The sequence below is a fragment of the Intrasporangium sp. genome (assembly GCF_035688975.1).
Lineage (GTDB): Bacteria > Actinomycetota > Actinomycetes > Actinomycetales > Dermatophilaceae > CALMNV01.
This window is the reverse complement of sequence record NZ_DASSMH010000028.1, coordinates 40,770-65,701: the sequence shown is the minus strand read 5'-3', so window position 1 is coordinate 65,701 and position 24,932 is coordinate 40,770. Positions and strand designations below refer to the sequence as shown.

25 protein-coding genes are annotated in these 24,932 nt (G+C 73.4%); 9 read left to right on the top strand and 16 right to left on the bottom strand.

What is annotated here, in order from left to right:
- The coding region (locus VFJ94_RS03125; RefSeq protein ID WP_325002721.1) for an alcohol dehydrogenase catalytic domain-containing protein at positions 1-217 on the bottom strand (217 nt) is incomplete at its 3' end.
- A gap of 117 nt (positions 218-334) precedes the next feature.
- On the opposite strand from VFJ94_RS03125, the gene VFJ94_RS03120 reads away from it, so the two are divergent.
- The gene (locus tag VFJ94_RS03120) at positions 335-1,363 is read left to right on the top strand and encodes an AraC family transcriptional regulator (protein ID WP_325002720.1); all 1,029 of its coding nucleotides are present in this window, start codon (positions 335-337) and stop codon (positions 1,361-1,363) included.
- Positions 1,364-1,446: 83 nt separating this feature from the next.
- Here the strand turns inward: VFJ94_RS03120 and panC are convergent, their stop codons facing one another.
- A complete protein-coding gene (panC, locus tag VFJ94_RS03115) occupies positions 1,447-2,397 on the bottom strand; it encodes a pantoate--beta-alanine ligase (RefSeq protein WP_325002719.1) in 951 nt (316 codons plus the stop codon).
- Positions 2,398-2,512: 115 nt separating this feature from the next.
- On the bottom strand, positions 2,513-3,937 hold the full coding sequence (gene glnA / locus VFJ94_RS03110) for a type I glutamate--ammonia ligase (protein ID WP_325002718.1): 1,425 nt from the start codon (positions 3,935-3,937) through the stop codon (positions 2,513-2,515).
- 141 nt (positions 3,938-4,078) lie between these two features.
- Here glnA and VFJ94_RS03105 point away from each other — a divergent pair, with 141 nt between their 5' ends.
- The gene (locus VFJ94_RS03105) at positions 4,079-4,540 is read left to right on the top strand and encodes an RDD family protein (protein ID WP_325002717.1); all 462 of its coding nucleotides are present in this window, start codon (positions 4,079-4,081) and stop codon (positions 4,538-4,540) included.
- Positions 4,541-4,799: 259 nt separating this feature from the next.
- On the opposite strand, the gene VFJ94_RS03100 is transcribed toward VFJ94_RS03105, so the two are convergent.
- From VFJ94_RS03100 to lipB, 5 genes are all read right to left on the bottom strand, one after another.
- Positions 4,800-5,537, bottom strand: a complete 738-nt coding sequence (locus VFJ94_RS03100) for a DUF4191 domain-containing protein (RefSeq protein WP_325002716.1) — start codon at positions 5,535-5,537, stop codon at positions 4,800-4,802.
- A 5-nt stretch (positions 5,538-5,542) separates the two neighbouring features.
- Positions 5,543-6,568, bottom strand: a complete 1,026-nt coding sequence (lipA, locus tag VFJ94_RS03095; protein ID WP_325002715.1) for a lipoyl synthase — start codon at positions 6,566-6,568, stop codon at positions 5,543-5,545.
- A 114-nt stretch (positions 6,569-6,682) separates the two neighbouring features.
- Positions 6,683-7,765, bottom strand: coding sequence for a hypothetical protein (locus tag VFJ94_RS03090; protein WP_325002714.1), 1,083 nt, complete (start codon positions 7,763-7,765; stop codon positions 6,683-6,685).
- Positions 7,762-8,733: an ABC transporter ATP-binding protein gene (locus VFJ94_RS03085; protein WP_325002713.1), complete on the bottom strand. Its 972-nt coding sequence runs from the start codon at positions 8,731-8,733 to the stop codon at positions 7,762-7,764. The genes VFJ94_RS03090 and VFJ94_RS03085 overlap by 4 nt, the downstream gene beginning before the upstream one ends.
- A 47-nt stretch (positions 8,734-8,780) precedes the next feature.
- On the bottom strand, positions 8,781-9,431 hold the full coding sequence (gene lipB, locus VFJ94_RS03080) for a lipoyl(octanoyl) transferase LipB (RefSeq protein WP_325002712.1): 651 nt from the start codon (positions 9,429-9,431) through the stop codon (positions 8,781-8,783).
- A 65-nt stretch (positions 9,432-9,496) separates the two neighbouring features.
- Between lipB and VFJ94_RS03075 the strand changes: the two genes are divergently transcribed.
- Both VFJ94_RS03075 and VFJ94_RS03070 read left to right on the top strand, forming a co-directional pair.
- Positions 9,497-10,564: a Gfo/Idh/MocA family protein gene (locus tag VFJ94_RS03075; RefSeq protein ID WP_325002711.1), complete on the top strand. Its 1,068-nt coding sequence runs from the start codon at positions 9,497-9,499 to the stop codon at positions 10,562-10,564.
- Between the two features lie 160 nt (positions 10,565-10,724).
- Positions 10,725-12,227 (top strand): serine/threonine-protein kinase, encoded by a 1,503-nt coding sequence (locus tag VFJ94_RS03070; RefSeq protein WP_325002710.1) that lies wholly within the window; start codon positions 10,725-10,727, stop codon positions 12,225-12,227.
- Here the strand turns inward: VFJ94_RS03070 and VFJ94_RS03065 are convergent.
- The 3 genes from VFJ94_RS03065 to lpdA are packed head-to-tail and all read right to left on the bottom strand — an operon-like array spanning position 12,205 to position 16,337.
- Complete coding sequence (locus tag VFJ94_RS03065; RefSeq protein WP_325002709.1) at positions 12,205-13,113, bottom strand: TIGR01777 family oxidoreductase; 909 nt, start codon at positions 13,111-13,113, stop codon at positions 12,205-12,207. The genes VFJ94_RS03070 and VFJ94_RS03065 overlap by 23 nt on opposite strands.
- A gap of 3 nt (positions 13,114-13,116) precedes the next feature.
- Positions 13,117-14,919, bottom strand: a complete 1,803-nt coding sequence (gene sucB / locus VFJ94_RS03060) for a 2-oxoglutarate dehydrogenase, E2 component, dihydrolipoamide succinyltransferase (RefSeq protein ID WP_325002708.1) — start codon at positions 14,917-14,919, stop codon at positions 13,117-13,119.
- Between the two features lie 38 nt (positions 14,920-14,957).
- Positions 14,958-16,337 carry a dihydrolipoyl dehydrogenase gene (gene lpdA / locus VFJ94_RS03055; protein ID WP_325002707.1) on the bottom strand — a complete coding sequence of 460 codons (1,380 nt, stop codon included), beginning with the start codon at positions 16,335-16,337 and terminating at the stop codon, positions 14,958-14,960.
- Between the two features lie 171 nt (positions 16,338-16,508).
- Here lpdA and VFJ94_RS03050 point away from each other — a divergent pair, with 171 nt between their 5' ends.
- Together VFJ94_RS03050 and VFJ94_RS03045 are read left to right on the top strand one after the other, a co-directional pair.
- Entirely contained in the window at positions 16,509-16,850 is a 342-nt protein-coding gene (locus tag VFJ94_RS03050) for a hypothetical protein (protein ID WP_325002706.1), read from the top strand.
- A 71-nt stretch (positions 16,851-16,921) separates the two neighbouring features.
- Entirely contained in the window at positions 16,922-17,110 is a 189-nt protein-coding gene (locus VFJ94_RS03045; protein ID WP_325002705.1) for a DUF5302 domain-containing protein, read from the top strand.
- Between the two features lie 35 nt (positions 17,111-17,145).
- Here the strand turns inward: VFJ94_RS03045 and VFJ94_RS03040 are convergent, their stop codons facing one another.
- Complete coding sequence (locus tag VFJ94_RS03040; RefSeq protein ID WP_325002704.1) at positions 17,146-18,717, bottom strand: leucyl aminopeptidase; 1,572 nt, start codon at positions 18,715-18,717, stop codon at positions 17,146-17,148.
- 44 nt (positions 18,718-18,761) lie between these two features.
- On the opposite strand from VFJ94_RS03040, the gene gcvT reads away from it, so the two are divergent.
- Positions 18,762-19,862 carry a glycine cleavage system aminomethyltransferase GcvT gene (gcvT, locus tag VFJ94_RS03035; RefSeq protein ID WP_325002703.1) on the top strand — a complete coding sequence of 367 codons (1,101 nt, stop codon included), beginning with the start codon at positions 18,762-18,764 and terminating at the stop codon, positions 19,860-19,862.
- On the opposite strand, the gene VFJ94_RS03030 is transcribed toward gcvT, so the two are convergent.
- The gene (locus tag VFJ94_RS03030; protein ID WP_325002702.1) at positions 19,859-20,449 is read right to left on the bottom strand and encodes a TetR/AcrR family transcriptional regulator; all 591 of its coding nucleotides are present in this window, start codon (positions 20,447-20,449) and stop codon (positions 19,859-19,861) included. The genes gcvT and VFJ94_RS03030 overlap by 4 nt on opposite strands.
- Before the next feature lie 77 nt (positions 20,450-20,526).
- Between VFJ94_RS03030 and VFJ94_RS03025 the strand changes: the two genes are divergently transcribed.
- Both VFJ94_RS03025 and VFJ94_RS03020 read left to right on the top strand, forming a co-directional pair.
- Positions 20,527-20,751, top strand: a complete 225-nt coding sequence (locus VFJ94_RS03025) for a hypothetical protein (protein WP_325002701.1) — start codon at positions 20,527-20,529, stop codon at positions 20,749-20,751.
- Positions 20,748-21,272: a DUF2269 domain-containing protein gene (locus VFJ94_RS03020; RefSeq protein WP_325002700.1), complete on the top strand. Its 525-nt coding sequence runs from the start codon at positions 20,748-20,750 to the stop codon at positions 21,270-21,272. Before VFJ94_RS03025 ends, VFJ94_RS03020 begins: the two co-directional genes overlap by 4 nt.
- Positions 21,273-21,395: 123 nt before the next feature.
- Here the strand turns inward: VFJ94_RS03020 and VFJ94_RS03015 are convergent, their stop codons facing one another.
- From VFJ94_RS03015 to VFJ94_RS03005, 3 genes are read right to left on the bottom strand one after another with little or no spacing between them, the layout of a single operon-like run.
- Positions 21,396-22,244, bottom strand: coding sequence for an ECF transporter S component (locus tag VFJ94_RS03015; protein WP_325002699.1), 849 nt, complete (start codon positions 22,242-22,244; stop codon positions 21,396-21,398).
- Entirely contained in the window at positions 22,241-23,854 is a 1,614-nt protein-coding gene (locus VFJ94_RS03010; RefSeq protein ID WP_325002698.1) for an ABC transporter ATP-binding protein, read from the bottom strand. The genes VFJ94_RS03015 and VFJ94_RS03010 overlap by 4 nt, the downstream gene beginning before the upstream one ends.
- On the bottom strand, positions 23,851-24,927 hold the full coding sequence (locus VFJ94_RS03005; protein ID WP_325002697.1) for an energy-coupling factor transporter transmembrane component T: 1,077 nt from the start codon (positions 24,925-24,927) through the stop codon (positions 23,851-23,853). The genes VFJ94_RS03010 and VFJ94_RS03005 overlap by 4 nt, the downstream gene beginning before the upstream one ends.
- Positions 24,928-24,932: the final 5 nt, after the last annotated feature.

The following is a 24,932-nucleotide window of genomic DNA, read 5'->3' as shown; positions in this document are numbered from 1 at the left end:
GGCCGACCTCCTCGACGACACCCGCGGCCTCGACACCCATGCCGGAGGGGAGCGGCGCAGGATAGAGCCCGGTGCGGAAGTAGGTGTCGGCGAAGTTGAGGCCGACCGCGTCATGTCGGACGCGCACCATGCCGGGGCCGGGCTCCCCGACGTGCACGTCGGTCCATTCCAGGACCTCGGGTCCCCCAGTGCGCTCGAAGTCGATGGCGCCCGCCATGACCAGCTCCCTTGCTCGATCCGTGCCGTCGCGGTGCGGCAACACATCGAAGGTAGGTAGGACAGCGATGCCGATGCTTGACGATCTGGGACGGACAGATTGACAATCCGGGACATCATGCGATCACAACCGATCGTCCGGTATGCCGCCCTCTCCGGTTTCGCGTCCGTTTGCCGGGAGGTGGCGGTGGACCATCGTGCCCTCATGCGTCGACAGGGACTCGATCCCGACCTGCTCGACCAGCCGGACGCCTGGGCGCCCGCAGACGACGTCGCCCTGGTCATGGAGGCCGCGGCGCTGATGTCCGGGTGCCCGACCGTCGGACTGCGAATGTCGTTGCGGCGCAACGTCACTACGCTCGGTCCGATCAGCCTGGTGCTCACCGAGGAGCCGACCCTCCGGGAGGCGCTGCTCACGCTGGCAAGGTTCTGGCCGGCATACAACGAGTCCTTGCGGTTGCGGTTGGTCGACCGGGGAGCGACGACCAGTGCGGTGACCCGCTTCGACTTCCGGTCGCCCATCAGGCACACCCAAGCGGCCGAGCTCGTCGCCGCCGTCATCTGCAGCCTGGCCACACAGACCCTCGGCACGGGGGCGGTGCCGCGCCGCGTTACCTTCCGCCACCCGGGCCCTGCCGACACAAGCGAACACGAGCAGATCCTCGGCACGGTCGTCCAGTTCTGTGCCGAGACCGACAGCGTCGAGTTCGACGCGGCGGTGATTGACGAGGAACGCCCCGTGGATGATCCGCGGCGGCGCATCTATGCGCGGCAGTACCTGACCGCCATGGCCACCCCGGGCACTGAGGACCGGGTCGAGCAGGTGCGCGGCATCATCGAGGACCTGCTGCCTATCGGCCGCTGCTCGGCTGACCGAGTTGCCGCGTCACTGGGCGTGGATCGGCGCACTGTCCACCGCTGGCTCGAGACCGAGGGTGAGACCTTCACGGGTCTGGTGGCCCAGGTCCGGCGAAACCGGGCGGAGCGGTGCCTCACCAGTGGACTGTCGATGACCGAGATCGCCGAGCGACTCGGATTCGCGGAGGTGAGCAGCTTCTCCCGGTGGTTCGTGGGTCAGTACGGGGTGCCACCCAGCCGCTGGACCGCCGTGACAGGGGGGCCCACGGCATACCTCGCCCTCCCCTGAGCGGCTCGGCCCTCGGGTTCCGCACCCTGACCAACCACATCGCATGAGCTCTCCTGGAGACAGGCGGACTCACACCCCGGCTTCTACACCTTGATTGTCAAGGGCCCGGAGACGGCCGACGCGTCGGGCGAGAAGACCTCCAGCGCGCCGCCGCCCGGGCCGACGAGCACGGGCAGGTTGTCGATGAGACGGGTGGCGCCGACGCGTCCGGCCACAGCGAGCAGGGCCTCGCCTCGATACCACTCCGGCACGTCCTCGAGCGTCTCTGGGTGGACGAGCACGAGGTAGTCGATGAGGGCGAGCGGCTCGCGCACGACGACCGCCCGCGCGGCCCGTCGGATCGCCGAGGGCCCCTCGGTCGCCGCCGCTGCACCCGCCCGCAGGGCCGCGGACAGGCACCGGGCCACCTCCCGGTCCGACGGCGTCAGGTAGGTGTTGCGGCTCGACATCGCCAGCCCGTCGGGCTCGCGGACCGTCGGCGCGGCGATGACCCGCACCGGGAAGTCGAGGTCCCGGCACATCCGCCGGATCAGGAGCAGCTGCTGGGCGTCCTTCTGGCCGTAGTAGGCCGATGTGCAACGGGTCAGGTGCATGAGCTTGGCGACGACCGTGAGCATGCCGTCGAAATGCCCCGGGCGCGCCTGGCCCTCGAGCACGTCACCGAGGGGCCCCGCCGCGATGCGCACGCCCGGGTCGCCGTCGGGGTAGATGACGTCCGGGGTCGGTGCGAAGACGACGTCGACGCCGGCCTCCGTGCAGATCCGCAGATCGGCGTCGAAGGTGCGCGGGTACCGGGAGAGGTCCTCCTTGGGCCCGAACTGGAGCGGGTTGAGGAAGATCGTCACGACGACGTGCGCGTGGGTCCTGCGCGCCGTGCGGATGAGCGTCGCGTGGCCCTCGTGCAGGGCGCCCATCGTCATGACGACGGCCACGTCGCCGTCGTCGAGCGCCGCCCGCGCCTCGCGCAGCTGCTCACGGGAGCGGGCGACGACAGGGAGCCGGGGTTCATCGGACCGGGTGGTTCCAGCAGTCACGTCTGCGTCCCTTCCTCAGCACGTCGAGCAGCTCGACGGCGGCATCCCGGCCCACCGGCAGGCGGCGAAGCCCCGACCCGCACGTGCGGGTCGGGGCCTCCAGGCCGAGCAACGATCAGAGGTCGTAGTACATCTCGAACTCGTGCGGGTGCGGGCGGAAGCGGATCGGGTCCACCTCGTTCTTGCGCTTGTAGTCGATCCAGGCCTCGATGAGGTCCTTGGTGAACACGTCGCCCTCGAGGAGGTAGTCGTGGTCGGCCTCGAGCGCGTTCAGCACCTCCGGGAGCGAGCCGGGCACCTGCTCGATGGCGGCGTGCTCCTCCGGCGGCAGCTCGTAGAGGTCCTTGTCGACCGGCTCCGGCGGCTCGATCCGGTTCTTGATGCCGTCGAGGCCGGCCATGAGCTGGGCCGCGAACGACAGGTAGGGGTTCGCCGACGGGTCCGGCACGCGGAACTCGATGCGCTTGGCCTTCGGCGACGTGCCGGTGATCGGGATGCGCACGCAGGCCGAGCGGTTACGGGCCGAGTAGACGAGGTTGACCGGGGCCTCGTACCCGGGAACGAGCCGGTGGTAGCTGTTGATCGTCGGGTTGGTGAAGGCGAGCAGCGAGGGGGCGTGCTTGAGCAGCCCGCCGATGTACCAGCGCGCCAGGTCCGACAGGCCGCCGTAGCCGCGCTCGTCGTAGAACAGCGGCTCGCCGTTCTTCCACAGCGACTGGTGCGTGTGCATGCCCGAGCCGTTGTCTCCGAAGAGCGGCTTCGGCATGAAGGTGGCGCTGCGGCCGGCCTCCCACGCCTGGTTCTTGACGACGTACTTGAACTTCATCATGTCGTCGCCGGAGTGCAGCAGCGTGTTGAAGCGGTAGTTGATCTCCATCTGGCCCGCCGTGCCGACCTCGTGGTGGCTGCGCTCGACGTTGAGCCCGACCTCCTTGAGCTTGAGGCAGACCTGGTCGCGGAAGTCGGCGAAGTGGTCGACCGGCGAGACGGGGAAGTAGCCACCCTTGTAGCGGGTCTTGTAGCCGCGGTTGCCGCCGTCCTCCTCGCGGCCGGTGTTCCACGCCGCCTCGATGGAGTCGATGTAGTAGTAGCCGGCGTTCTGCTTGGTCTCGAAGCGCACGTCGTCGAAGACGTAGAACTCCGCCTCGGCGCCGAAGTAGGCGGTGTCGGCGATGCCCGTCGACTTGAGGTACTCCTCGGCCTTGCTCGCGATGTTGCGCGGGTCGCGGCTGTAGCGCTCGTCCGTGAAGGGGTCGAGGATCGAGAAGTTCATCACTAGCGTCTTCTCGACGCGGTAGGGATCGACGAAGGCCGTGGCGGGGTCGGGCACGAGCTTCATGTCGGACTCGTGGATCGCCTGGAAACCGCGGATCGAGGAGCCGTCGAACATCTGACCGACGGTGAAGAAGTCCTCGTCGACCGACTCAGCCGGCACGTTGAAGTGCTGCATGACACCGGGAAGATCGCAGAACCGAATGTCGACGAACTTGATGTCCTCTTCGTTGATGTACTTGAGGACCTCGTCAGCTGAGCTGAACATCCAACCTCCATGAAGTCGTGCGGGTCGCGGGCGTGAGAATGCGCTCGACGGCCCGTGCTGTCGGGACCGACCCTACTCGAAACCGGTTTCCCGGCCATGACCCGAATGTTTCCCGGGTGTTACGCGCCGTAGGCTGGCCGCGTGGATCGCAGGGACATCGGCGCGTGGCTCGAGGGCCCGCGCGCGCGCACGAGTGCGGGGCAGTATCCGGGCCAGGGCCTCGGTATGCCGCCCAGCGGCCCAGGCGCCATCGGCACCTTCGGTCGGCGCCTCGTCGCGGTCCTGGTCGACTGGACGGTCTGCCAGCTCATCGCGGCCGCCTTCCTGGGCGTCCCGTGGGGCCAGGGCGGTCCGCGAAGCTTCCTGGTCCTCGCGGTCTTCGCTCTGGAGAACCTGCTGCTCGTGGGGACCCTCGGCTTCACCCTGGGCCACCGCGCCGCGGGGCTGCAGGTGCGCGGCCTGAGTGGCGGCCGGGCCACCTTCCTCCAGGTGCTGGCCCGCACCGTGCTGCTCTGCCTGTTCCTCCCGGCGGTCTTCTGGGACCGGGACGGCCGGGGCCTGCACGACCGGGTGCCGAACACCGTCATCGTCCGCACCCGCTGAGTCGGCTGCCCCCACCCGCCGGCTGCCAGCGTGCACGCTGGGCGGCATACGGGCACAGTCCTCGCGAGGAGCCCCGCGCGGATCAACTGGCGGATCAACTGGCGGATCAGCTCGCACGTGGTGTCGTCATGGCAGCAGCACGTGCCAGCTGATCCGCCAGTTGATCGACGCGCGTGGGTCGACGCCGTAAGCGGCGCCCGAGGCGACGGATCAAGGCATGCACCCGGGGGCGACGCCGCGCCGGTCGGCCACGTGGCCGTCAGCGGCCGCGCAGCGCCTTGCGGTCCATGCGGGCGCGGGCCGGGTCGACACCGGGGGGCAGCGGGGGGCGCAGGCCGCCGAGGGCCTTGAGCCGCTTGTTCACCACGGCCATCTCGTCCTTGGAGATGGCGGGCTTGAGCCGCTGCACCTTGCTCGCGACCTTGGCGAGTGGCACCTCACCCTCGCCGGTGCCGACCCGCAGCGTCGTGACCGGCACCCCCGGAGCCACCCGCTCCACGCGCTTCTTCTCGGCGACCAGCAGCTTTTGCACCCGCCCCGTCGGGCCCTCGCCGATCAGCACGACGCCCGGACGGCCCAGCGCCCGGTAGACCATGGCAGCGCTGCTCACGTCTCCCGCTCGGGCGACGTCGGCGGCGACGGGCTCACGGTCGGTGTACCACCCGCGTCGGATGGACGTCAGCGCCGCCCCGACGGCGCCGGCCTGCCCCTCGATCTGGGCGTATGCCGCCCGCTCGGCCCGCCGGCTCATCACGATCGTCGCGACGAGGACACCGAAGAGCACGCCGGAGATGCCGAACAGCACCGGCATCCTGACAAGGAAGCCCACCAGGAGCAGCGCGCCGAAGGTGACGAGGAAGGACAGGAGCATCCACCACCCGATGGCCGGGTCGGCGACCTTGGCGGCCTTGTAGACGCCCCAGATCTGGGAGAGCCGCCCGGTCTTCTTGCCCTTGGCCGGCGTAGCCGTCGCGCCGGCGTCCTTGTTGCGTGCCATGAGGGTCAGGATACGGCGGAGTGCTGGCGGGCCACCAATGCGGCGGCCTCCTGGCGGGCTGGTGCCTCGGTCCCCGTGTCGAGGTGCTCGAGGTGGGCCGGGATGGGCCGGCCCCACTTGCGCATCGCCGTCGCCCACAGCCGGCCGGCCCGGTAGGAGCTGCGCACGAGGGGACCGGCCATGACGCCCTTGAACCCCATCCCCTCCGCACGCTCGGACCAGTGGACGAACTCCTCCGGCTTGACCCACCGGTCGATGGGGTGGTGCAGCTTCGAGGGCCGGAGGTACTGGGTGATGGTGAGGATGTCGCAGCCGGCCTGGTGCAGGTCGCCGATGGCCTCCTCGATCTCGGTGTCGGTCTCGCCCATGCCGAGGATGAGGTTGGACTTCGTCACGAGCCCGGCCTCGCGTGCCATCGTCAGGACGCGCAGGGACTTCTCGTAGGTGAAGGCGGGCCGGATCCGCTTGAAGATCCGCGGCACGGTCTCGAGGTTGTGCGCGAAGACCTCGGGCCGCGCGTCGAAGACCCGGCCGACGAGCTCCGGCTTGGCGCCGAAGTCCGGAGGGAGGATCTCGACGCCGGTGTTGGGGTTGAGCACGTGGATCTGCCGGATCGTCTCGGCATAGAGCCCCGCCGCGCCGTCCGGCTGGTCGTCGCGGGCGACGCCGGTCACGGTCGAGTAGCGCAGCCCCATCCGGCGGACCGACTCGGCGACCCGGCGCGGCTCGTCGAGGTCGAGCGCCTGGGGCCGGCCCGTGGCGATGTCGCAGAAGTCGCAGCGGCGGGTGCACGTGTCCCCGCCGATGAGGAAGGTCGCCTCGCGGTCCTCCCAGCACTCGTAGATGTTGGGGCAGCCGGCCTCCTGGCACACGGTGTGCAGGCCCTCGCTCTTGACCATCGAGTGCAGCGCCGTGTATTCCGGCCCCATCTTGGCCGTCGTGCGGATCCACGTCGGCTTGCGCTCGATGGGGGTCTCGGCGTTGCGCGCCTCGACGCGCAGCAGCCGACGACCGTCCGGTGCAACAGTCACGGGATGCTCCTCGGGGAAGGGGGATGCTGCCCGGGACAGCCTACGCCGGGGGCCCGCACCTCCCGGCATACGCCCCACCCGTATGCCGCCCTGCCGCACCGCCGTGGCGCCCGGTCAGCTCACGTCGCGCCGCCGGAAGGCGGTGAGGCCGGCCGCGACGCCGACGACCGAGAGCACGAGCAGGTAGACCCAGCCGTGGGTGTAGCTGTTGGTCAACTGCGTGCCCCGGCAGCCATCCGCGTCGCAGACGGTGGCGAAGTAGGTGGCGTCGTGTTTGACAAACGCCTCGATGTTGAGGCTCACGAGCCAGGGCTTGAGCCGGCCCCCGGCCAACCCGTTGGCGATGAAGCCCTCGACGACGACGGCATACCCGAGGACCATCCCCATGACTCCGGCCGTGGCGCGGAAGAGGAACGCGATGGCCGCGCCGCCGAGGCCGCCGAGCGCGACCGCGACGACGACGCGGACCAGGCTCGCACCCACGGAGTCGCCGGCCACGACGGGGGCGTCGGACATCGCCGTGTCGCTGCCCGGCGGGTTGAGGGCCGTGACGAGCGCGACGCCGAGGGTGGCGAGAGCGACCGCCAGCGTGCCGATGACGGCGCCCCCGAGCGTCGCGGCCGCGAGCTTGGCCGTGCCGACGCGGAGGCGCCGCGGCTGGAAGGTGAGCCAGCTGCTCATCGACCCGGACGAGAACTCGGCTGCGACGAGGCTTGTGCCGAGCAGGAAGGCGAGGAAGCCGAAGATGAACGTGCTGTCCTGCACGAGCTTGCGCAGCAGCTGTCCACGGTCGGTGTTGACGAGGCCGAAGGCGGCCGGCGTCGGGGGCTCGAACATCTGGTCACAGCGGAAGTCGGCCGCGGGGTCGGTCTTGCGCTGCTCGGCCTGCTGCCTCTCGCAGTCGGCGCGCTGCTGCGCCCTGTCGGCGGCGGACATGGCGTCGCGCTGCTGCTTCATGTCGGCGACCATGCGGTTGTAGTCGGCGACCCGCTGGGCCATCGTCTCCGGCTTCGTCTCCTGGTACACGGCGAACGTCGCGATCCCGATGACCGCGAGAGCCGCGACGAGCACCACCTTCGTGAGGCGGCGCCACCACAGCCGGCGCAGCTCGACGCCGACGAGCCCGGCGAGCGAGGGGCCGGGCGGGCGGCTCGTCGCCGTGGTACTGGTCCGGGTGTCGACGGTGCCGTGGCTCATGCCGCACCCGCCCCCACGTCGGGGCCGGAGGCCGGTCTCACGTGGTCCGCCCCGGCGCCGAGACCTTCGTCGGCGGTGAGGGCGAGAAACGCCGACTCGAGGTCGGGCCGGATCGGGGTCAGCTCGCTGACGTAGAGGCCGTGCCCGGCGAGCGCCCTGGTGACGTGGGAGGGGTCGCTGGTGGTCACGATGAGGCCTTCCCCCTCACGGGTGACGAGCAGGCCCTCCTGCGCGAGCAGCGCGGCCGCCCGGTCGGGGGTGGCGACGCCGACCCGCACCTGGGCCGCGCCGGGGCCGCGCAGGATGTCGGCGACCGGCCCCTCGGCGAGCAGCCGGCCGTGCCCGATGATCGAGACCGTGTCGGCGACCTGCTCCACCTCGGCGAGCAGGTGCGAGCTGACGAGGACGGTCTTGCCGGAGGCGCCGAGGGCGCGCATCGTGTCGCGGATCTCGCGGATGCCGGCCGGGTCCAGCCCGTTGGTCGGCTCGTCGAAGATGAGCAGGTCGGGGTCCTTGAGCAGCGTCGCCGCGATGGCGAGCCGCTGCTTCATGCCGAGGGAGTAGCCGGCATACCGGTCCGCGCCCCGCTCACGCAGGTGGGTGGCCTCGAGCACCTCGTCGACGCGCCGGTGCGGCGCGCCGATGGCGTCGGCGAGGAGGCGGAGGTTCTGGTGGCCGGTGAAGGCGGGGAAGAACTTCGGCGACTCGACGACCGCGCCGACCCGGTCGATGACCTCCGGCAGGCGCTGCGGCACCGCGTGGCCGAAGAGCTCGGCCGTGCCGGAGTCGGGCCGGACCAGGCCGAGCAGCATCCGGATCGTCGTCGTCTTGCCCGAGCCGTTGGGCCCGAGGAAGCCGTGCACACCTCCGGCGGGGACCCGCATCGTCAGGCCCTGCACCGCCACCTGGCGACCGCGCCGCCCGAGGTAGGTCTTGCGCAGGCCCGTCGTGCCCACCGCGATGTCCATCGATCACCCCTGTCGTCGAACGCCACAGTAGGGGCACGCGGGGACAGTCAGCTGGCGACGCGCCGGTTGGGCCGCAGGGTCGGCAGGAGGTCGGCGAGGTGCCTCTCCACGTGGGGCAGCACCTCGGTGACGGGCACGTCGCGGCCGAGCTCGAAGGACAGCGAGGTGACCCCGGCACCGACGATGCCGCACGGGATGATGACCTCGCCCCACGAGAGATCCGGGTCGCAGTTGAGGGCGAAGCCGTGCATGGCCACCTGACGGCTCACCCTGATGCCGATGGCGCCGATCTTGCGGCGCGGGCCGCGCTCGTCGGCGGCGATCCACGTGCCGCTCTCCCCGGGGACCCGGCCGGCCTCGACGCCGAAGTCGGCGCAGACACGGATCATCATCTCCTCGAGGTGGCGCACGTAGCCCACGACGTCGATGGGCGCCGGCAGCCGCACGATGGGGTAGCCGGTGATCTGCCCGGGGCCGTGCCAGGTGATCTTGCCGCCGCGGTCGACGTCGACGACCGGCGTGCCGTCCGTGGGGCGTTCGTGCGCCTCGGTGCGCTTGCCCGCGGTGTACACCGCCACGTGCTCGAGCAGGTAGACGGTGTCCGGCGCCTCGCCGGCGACGACCCGCGCGTGGGTCTCGCGCTGCAGCTCCCAGCCCTGCTGGTAGTCGACGAGCCCGGGCAGATGGACGAACCGCATGCGCAAACCCTACGCCGCGCCGAGGTGGCGCCCCGTTCCGGCCAGCGTGTGCGAGGGTGTGCCGTATGCCGCCGAGCTCCGTCCCGTCATCCTCTTCCCTGCGTGTCGGCCTCGTCGGATACGGGCTCGCCGGGAGGCAGTTCCACGCCCCCCTGCTCGCCGCCGCGGGGCTCACCGTGGCCGCGGTGTCCACGTCCGACCGGGCGCGGGCCGACGCCGCGCGAGAGGACCTGCCGCAGGCGCGCGTGGTGCCCGACCTCGACGCGCTGCTCGAGGCCGGCGGCGTCGACCTCGTCGTGCTCGCCTCGGCGACCGGGGCCCACGCCGCCCAGGCGGAGCAGGTCATCGGCGCCGGCCTGCCGCTCGTCGTCGACAAGCCGCTCGCGGTGGACGCGACGGCCGCCCTCGCCGTCGTCGACCTCGCGGCCCACCACGGCGTGCCGCTCACCGTCTTCCAGAACCGACGCTACGACCGGGAGTTCCTCGCGCTGACCGCCGTGCGGGACGAGGCCCTGGTGGGGGAGGTGTACCGCGCGGAGTACCGCTGGGACCGGTGGCGTCCGGTGCCCGCGCCACGGTGGCGGCAGCAGGTGGCACCCGAGGAGGGCGGCGGCATACTGCTCGACCTGCACTCGCACCTGCTCGACCAGGCCGTGCTCCTGCACGGGGAGGTGGTCACCGTCTACGCCGAGCTCGCGTCGCACACGACGGTGTCCGAGGACGACACGTTCCTCGCGTGCCGGCACGCCTCCGGTGTCGTGACCCACGTCTCGGCCAGCTGGGTCGCGGGCGCGCCGGGACCACGCGCGCGGGTGTCGGGGTCGGCGGGCGCGTTCGTCGTCGCGGGGCAGGCGGGGGAGGAGACGGCCTTCCGGGACTTCGCCGACGAGGGCGACGCGGTCGGCTGGCTGGTCCGGGGCACCGAGCGCACGCCCGGGCCGGTCGTCCCCCCGGCCGATCCCGCCGACTTCTACCGGGGCGTCGCGGCGGCCCTGGCGAGCGACGACCCGCAGCCGCTGATGCCCGTCGACCCACGTGACAGCGTGCATGTGCTCGCCGTCATCGACGCCGCCCGCACGAGTGCGGCGGGCGGCCGCGTCGTCGACGTGCTGACCCCCGGGCAGCCCGACTGACGGACCGCGCCCGGCCCGCGCCCGGCCCGCGCCCGGCCCCGGCTCGGCCTTCCGGGCCGGCGGGCTGCAGCACGAGCACCGACGGGTCGGCCCCTTCCGGGCGGTGGTGGCCTGTGGACAACGTCGGGGGCCCAGCGGCCGGCCTTGCGACGATGGGCCGGTGAGCGAGGCAGCGAACGTCCGGCCCCACGTCCCCGGCCACCAGCTGGCACACGTCCTCGGCGAGGGCGCCTCCAGCGTGGTGTGGGCGGCCACCGACCCGGTCGGCCGCCCGGTCGCCGTCAAGGTGCCGCGCGCGCGGTCCGATGAGTCCCAGCACCGCCAGGCCGAGCTCGAGCGGCACGTCCTCACGGCGGTGCGCCACGACCACCTCGTGCCCCTTCGTGACGTCGTGCACCTCGACGACGGCCGGGTCGCGCTCGTCTTCGACCTCGTCCGCGGCGCCTCGGTGCGCGCGCTCGTGCGGGCTCGTGGCCACCTGCGGCCCGGTGAGACCGTCACGCTGCTCACGCCGGTCTGCGAGGCCGTCGCCGCGCTGCACGCGGCCGGCGGCACCCACTGCGACATCACGCCCGGCAACGTCCTCGTCACCGAGGACGGGCGCCCGCTCCTCGCCGACCTCGGGGCCGCGCGCCTCGCCGGGAGCGGGCCCGACGAGGTGCTCGGCACGGAGGGGTTCGTGGCTCCCGAGGTGCTGGCCGGTGACCCGCCCACCGAGGCGAGCGACGTCTACGCGCTCGGCGCGTTGGCCTGGCACTGCCTGGCGGGGTACGGCGCGCCCCAGACACCCATCCGGCTCGACCTGGAGACCGTGCGCAGCCATGTCGGCCCGGAGCTGGCCGACGTGGTCGCTGCGTGCATCGATCCTGACCCGGCGCGGCGCCCCGTGTCGTCCGACGTCGGGCGCCGGTTCTTCGCCGCCGCGCCGGCCGAGCCGGTCGAGGTCGTCGTGGCCCCGGACGAGGCCTCGGCACTCACGCAGCGGCTGCGCCGTGAGGCAGCCGAACAGCCGGCGAGGCCGCCGCGCCGGTCCGGCTGGCTGCCTCGCCGCACTGCGTTCCTCGCGGCAGGAGCCGTCGTCGGGCTCACCGCGCTCCTGCTCCTCGGCTGGTCCCTCGCGCCGAGGTGGCGCTCCGGGCCGGCGGCTCCGACGGCAGCGACGCCCTCGGGGACCGCGCGGTCGGCGCCGCCGGCCGCCACGCCGGCCGCCACGCCGGCCGCCACGCCGGCCGCCACGCCGGCCGGCGTGGCCGACGTCATGACCGACCCGGCGGCCCCCCGCCTCGACCCGAGGGGCCTGCTGCAGGCCCTCGCCGACCGACGGGCCCGGGTGCTGACCACCCGGGACGCGGCCGCGCTGACCACCGTCCACGAGGCGGGGTCGGCCGTGCTCCGCGAGGACGAGCAGGTGCTGCGCACCCTGACGGCCCACGCCCAGTCGTACGCCGGCCTGCGCCTGTCCGTGGCGCAGGCCCGCGCGGTGTCGGCCACCCCCACTCGGGCGGTGCTCCGCGCCCGGGTCGACGTGGCGGCCTACGGAGTCGTCTCCGCAGGCCGGCGCACCGGGCGGCCCGGGCAACGCGGCCGGGAGCTCGACTTCACCGTCGTCCGAGGGGCTGCGGGCTGGCGGCTCGCCTCGGTCACCGCCCCACCAGCCACCTGACCGCGCCGTCCAGGTCGGCATGCTCGAACGCGAAGCCGCTGCCGGCCAGCCGGAAGGGAGTGACGCGTTGGCTGGCGACGATGGAGTCGGCGAGCTCGCCGACGATGGCCCGCATCGCGAACCGGGGCGCGGGCAGCACCGCCGGGCGGGAGAGGGCGCGCCCGAGCGCCCGGGCGATGTCCTTCTGCGGAGCGGGGCTCGGTGACACGAGGTTGACCGGACCGGTCAGGTCGGTGCGGTCGATGAGATGGGCGAGGGCCCGCGCCTCGTCGGCGAGGGTGATCCACGGCCAGTACTGACGGCCCGAGCCCAGTGGGCCGCCCAGACCGAGCCGGGTGACGCGCAGGAGCGGTGCGAACGCTCCACCGTCGGCGGCCATGACGAGGCCGGTGCGCGCGGTGGCCACCGACAGCCCGGCCTCCGCGGCCGGAGCCGTGGCGGCCTCCCAGCGCGTCACCAGTCCGGCGAGGAAGTCCGTCCCCGCGGGGCTCGCCTCGGTGAGCACCTCGTCGCCGCGGTCGCCGTAGAAGCCCACCGCGGAGCCGTTGACGAGCCGCACGCGGCGCCCGGTCGTCTCGAGGACGGAGACGAGCGCCTGCGAGATCGTCCCGGTCGCGGCGACCCGTGACCGCTCGACGGCCCGCTTGTGCTCCGCGCTCCAGCGATGGTCACCGATGCCGACGCCGGCGAGGTTGACGACGGCGTCCACCCTCTCGAGGCTGGCCGGGTCGAGCCGCCCCGCCTCCGGGTCCCACGCCACCTCGTCCGGCGCCTGGGCCGGGCGGCGCACGAGGCGCAGCACCTCGTCACCCCGGTCGGCGAGCAGACGACGAAGCGCGCCGCCGATGAGTCCGGAGGACCCGGCCACGGCGACGCGCTTCGTCATGGCTCAGAGCCCGAGCGAGGACTCGAAGTTGCCCTCCTCGAGCCGCGTCTTCATCGTCGAGAGGAACCGGGCGGCGTCGGCGCCGTCGACGATCCGGTGGTCGTAGGACAACGCGAGGTACATCATCGAGCGCACGGCGATGGTCTCGCCGCCGTCGCGGTCGGTGACCACGACCGGCCGCTTGACGATGCTGCCGGTGCCGAGGATCGCCACCTGCGGCTGGTTGATGATCGGTGTGTCGAAGAGCGCTCCGCGGCTGCCGGTGTTGGTGATCGTGAAGGTGCCACCGGCCAGGTCGTCGGGCGTGATCTTGTTGCGGCGGGTCCGGTCGGCGACGTCGGCGATGGCCCGGGCGAGTCCGGCGATGTTGAGGTCTCCGGCGTTCTTGACGACCGGGACGATCAGGCCCTTCTCGGTGTCCACGGCGATGGAGAGGTTCTCGGACGCGTGGTAGATGATCTCGTCGCCCTCGACGCTGGCGTTGACGTTGGGGTGGGCCTTGAGCGCCTCGACAGCCGCGAGGGCGAGGAAAGGCAGGTAGCTCAGCTTGGTGCCCTCGCGTGCCTCGAACTCGCGCTTGGCGCGGTCGCGCAGCCTCGCGACCCGGGTGAGGTCGACCTCGACGACGGTGGTCAGCTGGGCCGAGACCTGCAGCGACTCCACCATGCGGGCGGCGATGACCTTGCGCAGCCGGCTCATCTTCTCGCGCGTGCCGCGCTTCGGCGAGACCGCGGCGGTGGCGGCCGCCGCGGGCGCGGCGGGGGCGGCCGGGGTGGCGGCCGGCTGCTCGGCCGGCTCCGGGGCGGGCGCCTTCGCGGCCTCCGCGGCCTCGAGGACGTCCTGCTTGCGGATGCGCCCCCCGACGCCCGTGCCCTTGAGCGAGCCGAGGTCGACCCCGTGCTGGGCCGCGAGCTTGCGCACGAGCGGAGTGACGTAGGCCGCGGCGTCCGACTCCGCGGTGGGGGCCTCCCGCTGCTCCGGCGCGGCCGGGGCCGCTGGGGCCGTGGACGGGGGCGGGGCGGCCGGGGCGGAGGGCGCCGGGGTGGGCGCGGCAGCAGGCGCCGGGGCCGAGGGCGCCGGCGCAGGAGCGGCGGCCGCGGCCTGGCTGCCGCCGATGACGGCGAGCTCGCCGCCGACGGGCACCGTCTCGTCCTCGCCGACGAGGATCTTGGTCAGCGTGCCGGCATACGGCGACGGGATCTCCGTGTCCACCTTGTCGGTGGAGACCTCGAGGAGGGGCTCGTCGACGGCGACGTCGTCGCCCTCGGCCTTGAGCCAGCGCGTCACGGTGCCCTCGGTCACCGACTCACCGAGCGCGGGCATCGTGACCGTCTCGCCGCCGGAGGACCCGGCACCGGACGACCCGCTGGAGGGGGGGGCGGGCGACGCGGCCGGGGACGAGCTCGTCTCGGGCTCGCTCGTGCCCGGCTGCGGCTCGCGCTCCGTGCCGTGGGCGGCCTCCAGCGCCTGGTCCGACGGCTGCACGGGCTCGTCGGCGGGGGCGGCCTGCTCGGGCAGCTGGTCGGACTGCTGGCCCGCTGCCGGGGCCGGCTCTGCCGGCGCCGCGGCGCCCTCGCCGATCACCGCCAGATCGGCGCCGACGGGGACGGTGTCGTCCTCCTGGACGAGGATCTCCTGGAGCGTCCCGGCCGCGGGCGACGGGATCTCGGTGTCCACCTTGTCGGTGGAGACCTCGAGCAGGGGCTCGTCGACCTCGACCCGGTCGCCGACGTTCTTCAGCCAGCGGGTGACTGTGCCCTCGGTGACGGATTCACCCAGGGCCGGCATGGTCACGCGTTCGGACATGACGTTTGTTCTCCTGTCGTTCCAGTTCTGGCTAAAGGTCACGCATGTGCGTGCAGGGGCTTCCCGGCCAGGGCCAAGTGTGCCTCGCCGAGGGCCTCGTTCTGGGTCGGGTGCGCGTGGACGAGGCCCGCGACGTCCTCCGGGTGGGCCTCCCAGCCGACGATGAGCTGCGCCTCGCCGACCTGCTCACCCATCCGGGCCCCGATCATCGAGACGCCGACGATGGGGCCGTCGGTGCGCCGCACGAGCTTGACGAACCCCTGGGTGCCGAGGATCTGCGACCGGCCGTTGCCGCCGAGGTTGTACTCGTAGGTCTCGACCTGCCCGAAACGCTCCCGGGCCTGCGCCTCGGTCAGCCCCACGCTCGCGATCTCCGGGTCGCAGTAGGTGACCCTAGGGATGCTGGCGTCCTCGACGACGGCCGGGGAGAGCCCGGCGATCTCCTCGGCGACGAAGATGCCCTGGGCGAAGCCACGGTGCGCCAGCTGCGGGCCCGCGACGATGTCGCCGACGGCATACACGCCGTCGACGCCGGTGCGCAGGCGCTCGTCGGTCCTGACATGGCCGCGGTCGAGCGTGATGCCGGCCTCCTCGTAGCCCATCCCGGCCGTCACCGGGCCGCGGCCCACCGCGACGAGGAGCAGGTCGGCCTCGATCCGGTCGCCGGACTCGAGCGAGACGGTCACGACGTCGCCGGACTGTGTCGCGCCGGCGAACCGCGCGCCCGTGCGGACGGTGATCCGACGCCGGCGGAACGACCGCTCGAGCTGCTTGGAGATGGCCGGGTCCTCGGCGGGGACCAACCGTGGCAGCGCCTCGACGATCGTCACCTCCGAGCCGAAGCTTCGGAACACCGACGCGAACTCGACTCCGATGACCCCGCCGCCGAGCACCACCACCCGCTCGGGCACGACGTCGAGCCGGAGGGCCTCGTCGCTCGTCATGACCCGGCCGACGAGCTGCAGACCGGGCAGGCTCTTGGCGTGGCTGCCGGTCGCGAGCACGACGTGTGCCCCGGTCAGCCGCCGCTGCCCGACGACCACCGTCTTGGGACCGTCGAGCACTCCGGCGCCCTCGACGTAGTCGATGGAGGCGCCGGAGACCAGCCCCTGCAGCCCCTTGTGCAGGCGGGCCACGATCGCGTCCTTGTACGCGTGGACGGCGGGCATGTCGATCGACTCGACCGTGCTGCGCACCCCGATGGCGGCCCCCTCGCGCGCGACGTCGGCGGTCTCCGCCACGTGCAGCAGCGCCTTGGTGGGGATGCAGCCCGAGTGCAGGCACGTGCCACCGAGCCTGGCCTTCTCGACGAGTGCCACCCGCAGGCCCAGCTGCGCGGCCCGGAGCGCGCAGGCGTACCCGCCGGAGCCGCCACCGAGGATGACGACGTCGTGGTCGCCAGCGTCGCTCGCCGACATGGCGGTGCTCCTTGCTTCTCTGGGCTCGTGGTCCGGGCGGTGCACTCCAGCGCCGGCTTGCCCGTCCCGGTCGGGGAGGCTCGCCGCAGGAGCATCTTGTCATTGATCGACTGCCCCGTCATAAGCAGGTCGTGCCCGGTCCGCGCGTCCTCCGCGTCGTACAGTGCGGTCATGGGTTGGTTCTCCCGCCGCTCGCGCGGCACGCAGCGGCGCGGCCGCTCGGACGGGCCGGCGATGGAGATCGACCGCAAGGCCGCGGTCGCGCACCTGCGGGCCTTCGCCGAGTCCCGGCGCGGCGTCGAGGCCTACGTCGAGCCCGCGACGACCGTCACGACGACAACCGTCGTCCTCATCGCCGGCGACGGGGAGTGGACCCGCCGGGCGCTCGGGTCGCACCGGGACGCCTTCGAGTCCTGCCAGCGGCTCGGCATACCCGTCTACGACGTCAACCAGACCGGCTACCCGAGCCGGATGCGGGAGTGGAACTCCCGGCAGCGCCGCGGCGGGGCCTAACTCACTGGCGCGTAGGCCGCTCGGCTGACAAGGTGGACGGGTCCGGCCCGTCGTCCCAGGAGGTAGCTCACATGTCCCAGCAGGAAGGGTCGTCCACCGGCCCCAGCGAGGAGATGAAGGCCAAGTTCCGAGCGGCCCTGGACAAGAAGCACGCCCACGGCGGCAAGGACGTCTCCGACGACACCGACCGGAGCAAGGTGCACGGCGCCCACGGGCCGGCCAAGGCCCAGCAGATGTTCCGCCGCAAGTCGGGCGGGTGACCCCGGGCGGCTGACGCGCCGGCCGCGGCGCCCGCTCAGGCGTAGGACTCGGCCAGCGCCACGAGGGTGCGCACCCCGAAGCCGGTGCCACCCTTGGGCTGGTAGCCGCTCGGGCCGCTGCCGTTGAACGAGGGCCCGGCGATGTCGATGTGGCTCCACGGGATGCCGTCGCCGACGAACTCCCCGAGGAAGATGCCGGCCGTCAGCATGCCGCCCTCCCGGCCGCCCTTGTGCGCGAGGTCGGCGCTGGGGGAGTCCAGGACGGGACGCAGCTCCCGCGGCAGCGGCATCGGCCACATCGCCTCGCCGACGGCGTCCGCGGTCGCGACGACCCGGCCCCGGAAGGCGTCGTCGTTGCCCATGACGGCGGCGGTGTCCGCCAGCGCGACGACCTGGGCGCCGGTGAGGGTGGCGACGTCGACGATGGCGTCGGGTCGCGACTCGCTCGCGAGGGCGATGCAGTCGGCGAGGACCATCCGCCCCTCCGCGTCGGTGTCGAGGATCTCGACCGTCTTGCCACCCCGCATCGTGACGACGTCGCTCGGCCGCTGCGCAGACCCGCTGGGCAGGTTCTCCGCGAGGCCGAGGTAGCCCGTGACGGCGACGGGCAGCCCCAGCTCGGCGACGGCGAGCACGGCGGCGGCCACGGCGGCCGCGCCGGCCATGTCAGACTTCATCGTTCCCATGCTCGCGGCCGGCTTGAGGTTGAGGCCGCCGGAGTCGAAGGTGATGCCCTTGCCGACGAAGGCGAGGGTCGCCTTGGGCCGCGAGGGGGCGTAGGAGAGCACGGCGAGCCGCGGCTCGTTGACGGAACCCTGCCCGACTCCGACGATGCCGCCGAAGCCACCCTCTCGCAGCTGCCCCAGGTCGAGAGTCTCGAGGCTCACCGTGCCGCCGCCCCGTCCACGCCTGAGGTCCGTGACCGCGGCACCCACGGAGTCGACGAAGCTGGCGGGGTAGAGCAGGTTGGGCGGCAGGTTGACGAGGTCCCGCGCGTAGGCGACGGCGCCACCCAGCGTCGCCGCCCGCTCCACGGCGTCGCGAGCCGCGCGGTCGGCCGGAGCGACGAGGTGGACGGAGGCGAGGGCATCGCCACCGTCGGTACGCCGAGCGACCGAGGCGCCGCCCGGGGCGGAGGTGACCTTTGCCGGGGCGTAGGCGCCGAGGGCCAGGCCCTCGGCCACGGCAGCGACGAGCTCGGTGGTCGTCCCCGGGACGACGGCGACGGCACTGCGCTTCTTGGCCAGGCCCCGGGCAGCCGCGCCGAAGCCGCGGCGGACGTCCTCGAGCGACCTCGTCGCCGAGCCCAGCTCGCCGATCCCGGCGAGCACCACGACCTTGGCGGCGACGCCGGGCACCGCGGCCACCGTCGTGACCTCCCCGGCCTTGCCGGTGAGCCCGAGGTCGGCGACGACCTCCTCGAGGTGGCGCGCCGTCTTGCGTGGGAGCCCGTGACCGGGTGCGAGCGCGGCCCCGTCCGGTCGGCCGTCCCTGCCGGCCTCCTTGCCGGCGTCCTTGCCGGTGTCGTCGGTGGCGACGACCGCGAGGATGAGGGCGTCGGACTTCGCCTCGGCGGCCGGTCGGGCGGAGATGGTCAGCTCGGTCACGGGGCCCCAGCATAACCGGCGGTCCAGGCGCTACCTTGGCGCGCATGACCACCGCCGCCTCGGCCCGGACCTCCCCGCTGCACGACCGCCACGTCGCCCTCGGGGCGAAGCTGGCCGACTTCGGTGGCTGGGACATGCCCATCGAGTACCCGGGCGGGGGTGTCGTGGCCGAGCACACGGCCGTCCGGGAGCGGGTGGGCCTGTTCGACGTGAGCCACCTCGGCAAGGCCTCGGTGCGCGGGCGGGGGGCCGCCGATTTCGTCAACCGCTGCCTGACCAACGACCTGCGCCGCATCTCGCCCGGCTCGGCGCAGTACACCCTCTGCTGCGACGAGTCCGGTGGCGTCGTCGACGACCTCATCGCCTATCTTCGCGCCGACGACAACGTGTTCCTCATCCCCAACGCCGCCAACACCGCGGAAGTGTGCCGGCGGCTCGCCGCCGCGGCGCCGGAGGGCGTCGAGGTGACGAACCTGCACGACCGCTACGGTGTCCTCGCCGTCCAGGGCCGGCGCAGCGACGACGTCCTCGCCGCGCTGGACCTGCCCACCGGGCACGACTACATGTCGTTCGTCGAGACCCAGTGGCGGGACCGGCCGCTCATCGTGTGCCGGACCGGCTACACGGGCGAACGGGGCTACGAGCTGGTGCCCCGATGGGAGGACGCACCCCTGCTGTGGGACGCCCTGCTCGACGCCGTCCGGTCACGAGGAGGTATGCCGTGCGGCCTCGGCGCCCGGGACACGCTGCGCACCGAGATGGGCTACCCGCTCCACGGCCAGGACCTGTCGCTTCACATCTCCCCGGTGCAGGCCCGCGCCGGCTGGGCCGTCGGGTGGAAGAAGGACGAGTTCTGGGGCAGGGATGCCCTCGTCGCGGAGAAGGCTGCCCCCGAGCGGCTCGCCCGGGGGCTGGTCGTCACGGGTCGCGGCATACCGCGGCCCCACTGCGCCGTGTCCCGCGGCGGTGACGTGGTGGGGGAGGTCACCTCCGGCACCTTCTCGCCGACGTTGCGGCAGGGCATCGCCCTCGCCCTCCTGCGCCCGGACGTCGTCGACGGCGACGCGGTGGAGATCGACGTGCGGGGCCGAGCCATCGAGGCGACCGTCGTCAAGCCGCCCTTCGTCGACGTGCACGCCCGCTAGCCGGGCGTCGGCGCCATGCCCGCGAGGATGAGGTCGACGAGCCGGCCGACGGCCACCGTGGAGGAGAGCTTTTGGGCCCCCGAGAGGGCGTGCGCGCAGTAGCCCGCGAGCTCGTCGACGGGCACGTCGCGTCGCACCTGCCCCGAGGCGGCGGCGTCGTCGACGAGGCCACGGAGGAAGTCCTGGAGCCTGCTGCGGGCGCCGTCGACACCTGGGCCGGAGTGCACGAGGGGCTCGAGCTCCGGGTGTCGGGGCCGGGCGCTCAGGGAGGCGGCATACGCCTCGAGCACCGCCCGAAGGCGCGCCAGGGGCGCCCCTTCGCCGTCGCGGGCGGCGGCGAGACGTCGGAGCTGGTGGTCGACCTGGCGGTCGTGCCACGCGAGGAGGATCGACTCGAGGTCGGGGAAGTACTTGTAGAGGGTGGCCCGGCCGATGCGTGCCCGCTGCGCGACCTCGGACATGGTGACCCCCAGGGCGCCATGTGCTGCGAGCAGCTCGCCGGCGGCGTCGAGGATGGCGTCCGTGACGTCGCGGCGGTGCGTCTCGACCGTCTCGGTCCACAGCTTGGGCACCCGGGAAGTATACATGGTGCCATCCCTCGACATCATGTGTGGTGCAGTGACAGACTGTATTGAAAAGTCGTCACACCGCGAGAGGGACCGCCATGCCCGACACCACCGACGAGGACCCCGCCAGCGGCCGACGTCGCGCAACCCCCGGCCCTCCTGCTCCACGCTGGGTGCGACTGACCTGGGTCGTGCTGCTGGCGCTGGCGGTGCTCGTGCTCATCGCCCTCGTCACCGGCCTCGGTGGAGCGCACGGGCCGGCACGTCACCAGCTCCAGGCCCCCGTCCCGGATGCCTCGAACAGCCGCGAGGTGAGCCGGTGAGGGCCAGCCGGCCGTGGCTGCGCAAGCTCGCGCGTGTCGGCCACGTCGCGACGTCGGTGGGCTGGCTGGGTGCGGTGGCCACCGTCCTGGTTCTCGCGGTCGCCGGCATGGCCAGTGCCGACCCGCAGGTCGTGAGGGCGGCATACCTGACGATGGAGATGGTGGGGTGGTACGCCCTCGTGCCCATGAGCGTCGCCTCCCTTCTCACGGGGCTCGTGAGCGCCTTCATCTCCCCGTGGGGTCTCCTACGGCACTACTGGGTGCTGTTCAAGTTCGTGCTCAACATCGTCGCGACGGGCGTGCTGCTGCTCTACATGCAGACGCTGGGTGGGCTCGCGGCGGTCGCGGCCGACGAGGCGAGCGCCGTGGGCCTGCTACGGAACCCGACCGCGCTGGTCCACTCGGTCGCGGCGCTCCTGCTCCTGCTCGCCGCCACAGTGCTCGCGGTGTACAAGCCCACCGGCGTGACGGGTCTCGGCCGGCGCCTGGCGGTCACCCGGCGTCCGGGCGTGCCCGGGTGAGCGTGCACCCGGACGACCATTGCCTCGCCCGCATGGGCCGGTGCGTGCTCATGACCCGCAGTCATGGGCCACCAATGGTCGTCGGTGTGCTCGGCGAGCGTGCTGGTGTGCTCGGCGAGCGTGCTACGGCCGCGCGCGGGGTGCCGAGGCCGCCGGCTCGAAGCGGACCGGGACGTCGAAGGCGGCGCGGCGGGCGGCGCGGCGGAACACGCGCAACAGCGCCGGTCCGGCAACCAGGACGAGCACCGCGTTGAGCGCGCCGCGGGGCAGGTCCCAGCCGAGGGACGTCGCGAGGTAGAACGCGGCGTAGTGGCCGAGGTTGGCCCGCAGCGACGCGCCGGGCACGAACCCCATGCCCTCGGGCGCCCCGGTGCCGAGGAAGGGCCAGAACCACAGGTTCATCACCAGGCCGTAGAGCAGCCCGCTGACGAGGGCGTATGCCGCGAGCGCCCACCGCTCGCCGCGGCCACCCGGGCGCCCGGGCAGCAGCGCCGCCCCGAGGCCCACCCCTCCGGCGCACAGCATCTGGAAGGGCAGCCACGGCCCCACGCCGCCGGTCAGCAGCGCCCCGGTCAGCAAGGCCAGCGACCCCGAGACGAAACCCACGCCGGGCCCGAGCACCCGGCCCGCGACGAGAATCACGAAGAAGAGCGGCTCGAGCCCCGCCGTCCCGGCGCTGAGCACCCGCATCGCGCCCCCGGCGGCAGACGCGACCCCGAGCACGGCGATGGTCTTCGGGTCGAGGCGGCCCGACGTGACCTCCGCCAGGAGGACCAGGCTGAGCAGGGCGAGCAGCGCGGCGAAGAGCCACGGCGCGTCGGTGCCGTGCTCGGTCGCGAAGCCGGCCGGGACGAAGAAGGGCCAGGTGAAGGCGAGCAGCCCCACGAGTGCGACGGCGGCGAGGGCCACCGTGGAGGGCCACGTCAGCGGGATGACCCGCCGGGTGCCGGCTGACGCGGCAGGCGCCGTCATGCGGTCTGCCCCATGGCCGTCGCCACCTCGTCGACGGTCAGCCACGTCTGCGGGGCGAGCACCTTGGTCACCTGGGGGGCGAACGCGGGGGACGCCGCGAGGACGTCCCGGACCGGCCCGTCCGCGACGACCTCCCCGTCGGCGAGGATGACGACGCGGTCGGCGACCTCGGCGACCATCTCCACGTCGTGGCTGGCGAGCACGACCGCGGTGCCGCCGGCGGCGAGGCGGCCGAGGACCCGGCCGAGCCGGTGCTTCGCGCCGTAGTCCAGGCCGCGCGTCGGCTCGTCGAGGAGCAGCACGTCGGGATCGCCGGCGAGGATCACCGCGAGGGCGAGCGCCAGCCGCTGGCCCTCGGACAGGTCGCGCGGATGGGTGTCGCCGTCGACGTGGCCGGCGACCTCGGCGAGCAGGCCCGCGGTGGTCCCCGGCGCCGCGTCGAAGTCGCGGTCGGCGCTGGCGCACTCGGACGACACCGACTCGGCGTAGAGCAACAGCTCCGGCTGCTGCGGGACGAGCCCGACCACCCGGACCCGTTCGCGCGGGGCCGTGCGGGCGGGGTCGATGCCCGACCGGCCCAGCGCGACGGAGCCGCCGCGGAGCGGCAGCTGGCCTCCAAGCGCCCCGAGCAGCGTCGACTTGCCCGCGCCGTTGCGTCCCATGAGCGCCGTCACCGACCCCTCGTCGATGGTGAGCCCGACCCGGTCGAGCACGACGCGGGCCCCCCGGGCCACGGTGGCGCCGCGCAGCCGGACGGCCGCCCCGGGCCCGGTCGGTCGCGGCGCCCGCGGGGAGCGGCCGACGAGGCTCTGGCGCAGCGTCCCCGCCTGCCGTCGCGCGTCGCGGACCGACAGGGGCGTCGGCAGCCACCGGGCCAGCCGGGACAGTCCGACGACCGGGGGGTGGATGGCCGACACGGCCATCGCCGCAGCGGGGTCGAGGAGCCCCGACGCCCGCCCCTCGGCCAGCAGCAGGACCCGGTCGGCGTGGTGCACGACGCGCTCGAGGCGGTGCTCGGCGATGACGACCGTGACGCCGAGGTCGTGCACGATGCGGTCGAGCGAGGCGAGCACGTCCTCCGCCGCCACCGGGTCGAGCGCCGACGTCGGCTCGTCGAGCACGATGACCCGGGGGCCGGCGGCGAAGACGGCCGCGATCGCGACCCGCTGTGCCTGCCCCCCCGAGAGCTCGCGGAGCGGCCGCGTCCGCTGCGGCGTGAGGCCGAAGAGGTCGAGGGTCTCCTCGACGCGGCGCCGGATCACCGCCGTGTCGAGGCCGAGGGTCTCCATGCCGTAGGCGATCTCGTCCTCCACCACGTCGGTGACGAACGTCGCCGACGGGTTCTGCTCGACGAGGCCGACCACCGTGGCGAGGTCCCGCGGGCGGTGCCGCGCCGTGTCGAGCCCGTCGACCGTGACGGTGCCGCGCAGGGTGCCGCCGGTGAAGTGCGGCACGAGCCCGTTGACGCAGCGCAGCAGCGTCGACTTGCCGCTGCCCGTGGGACCGACGACGAGGACGAGCTCGCCCTCGGGAATGCTGAGGTCGACGTCGCGCAGGCTGGGCCGCGGGGCGCCGGTGAAGTGCACGGAGACCGACTCGAAGCTGATCACGCGGCGCCCGGTGGTCGTGGGCGGGGGGTGAACCGCGCCGGCGCGGCGGCGACGAGGATGCCGGCGACGGCGAGGAGGGGGAGCGGGGGCAGCGCCGCCCGCTGCTCAGGGACGACCCCCGGCCAGCCGGAGAGGGTCGCCACGACGAGGACCGCGGCCGCGGCGGCGCCGGCGAGCACGGTGAGCGTCTCGGTCCAGGCCCAGGCGTCGCGTCGATGCCCGGTGCGTTCCTCCCTCGCGGCACCCACGGCGAGGCTCGCGCCGGCGAGCAGCACGCCGACGAGGAGCAGCGGCAGCCCGAGCACGCCGCCGACCGAGGCGTCGAGGAGGCCATAGAGCCCGGCGAGCACCCCGAGCAGCCCGAGGAGCGCCAGGGTGGAGGCGAGTCGGCGGCTGCCGGGTGTCGACCGGACCGCACGGCCGTAGCCGCGGGACTCCATCGAGGCGGCGAGCCCAAGCGAGCGCTCGAACGCCGTCTCGAGCACCGGCACGGCGAGCCGGGCCGTCTCGCGCAGGCCCCGCCCGCCGTGACCGCGCAGCGCCCGAGCCGCACGGACGGCCTGCGCGTCGGCGAGCAGCTGGGGCGCGAAGGTCAGCCCCACCACGACGGCGGTGCCCACGTCGTAGAGCGTGGCCGGGAGGTAGCGCAGCAGGCGGCGCGGGCTGGCGAGGGCGTTGGCCGCCCCGACGCAGGCGAGGATCGCGCCGAGGCGCAGCCCGTCGCCCACGGCATACAGCAGTGACTCGACCGTGACCGGGCCGCCGAGACGCACGCTGGCTGCCCACTCGGGCAACGGGACCCGCGGCAGCGTCACGACGACGGTGCTGCCGTGCACGCCGTTGCCCAGCACCACGGTGGCGGCCAGGCGCAGGGCGAGGATGGCGCCACCGACGACGAGGAAGGCGGGCAGCGGGTTCGGGGCGGCGGGGTCACGGCGCTCGGTCACGACGAGCACGCACACGCCGACGACGAGCAGGAGCAGGACAGGGTTCGTCGTGCGGGACGCGGCGGCGGCGAGGCCCAGCCCCCACAGCCACCAGGCCGCGGGGTGCTGGAGCCGCTCGCGTCCCACGCGAG

Coding starts and splice junctions, on each gene's coding strand:
- VFJ94_RS03045 (WP_325002705.1), top strand. CDS start 16,922: ATGTCCCAGCAGGAAGGGTCGTCCACCGGCCCCAGCGAGGAGATGAAG.
- VFJ94_RS03025 (WP_325002701.1), top strand. CDS start 20,527: ATGCCCGACACCACCGACGAGGACCCCGCCAGCGGCCGACGTCGCGCA.
- lpdA (WP_325002707.1), bottom strand. CDS start 16,337: ATGTCGGCGAGCGACGCTGGCGACCACGACGTCGTCATCCTCGGTGGC.
- gcvT (WP_325002703.1), top strand. CDS start 18,762: ATGACCACCGCCGCCTCGGCCCGGACCTCCCCGCTGCACGACCGCCAC.
- sucB (WP_325002708.1), bottom strand. CDS start 14,919: ATGTCCGAACGCGTGACCATGCCGGCCCTGGGTGAATCCGTCACCGAG.
- lipB (WP_325002712.1), bottom strand. CDS start 9,431: ATGCGGTTCGTCCATCTGCCCGGGCTCGTCGACTACCAGCAGGGCTGG.
- glnA (WP_325002718.1), bottom strand. CDS start 3,937: ATGTTCAGCTCAGCTGACGAGGTCCTCAAGTACATCAACGAAGAGGAC.
- VFJ94_RS03100 (WP_325002716.1), bottom strand. CDS start 5,537: ATGGCACGCAACAAGGACGCCGGCGCGACGGCTACGCCGGCCAAGGGC.
- VFJ94_RS03050 (WP_325002706.1), top strand. CDS start 16,509: ATGGGTTGGTTCTCCCGCCGCTCGCGCGGCACGCAGCGGCGCGGCCGC.
- VFJ94_RS03015 (WP_325002699.1), bottom strand. CDS start 22,244: ATGACGGCGCCTGCCGCGTCAGCCGGCACCCGGCGGGTCATCCCGCTG.
- VFJ94_RS03075 (WP_325002711.1), top strand. CDS start 9,497: ATGCCGCCGAGCTCCGTCCCGTCATCCTCTTCCCTGCGTGTCGGCCTC.
- VFJ94_RS03090 (WP_325002714.1), bottom strand. CDS start 7,765: ATGAGCCACGGCACCGTCGACACCCGGACCAGTACCACGGCGACGAGC.
- VFJ94_RS03030 (WP_325002702.1), bottom strand. CDS start 20,449: ATGTATACTTCCCGGGTGCCCAAGCTGTGGACCGAGACGGTCGAGACG.
- VFJ94_RS03085 (WP_325002713.1), bottom strand. CDS start 8,733: ATGGACATCGCGGTGGGCACGACGGGCCTGCGCAAGACCTACCTCGGG.
- VFJ94_RS03065 (WP_325002709.1), bottom strand. CDS start 13,113: ATGACGAAGCGCGTCGCCGTGGCCGGGTCCTCCGGACTCATCGGCGGC.
- VFJ94_RS03120 (WP_325002720.1), top strand. CDS start 335: ATGCGATCACAACCGATCGTCCGGTATGCCGCCCTCTCCGGTTTCGCG.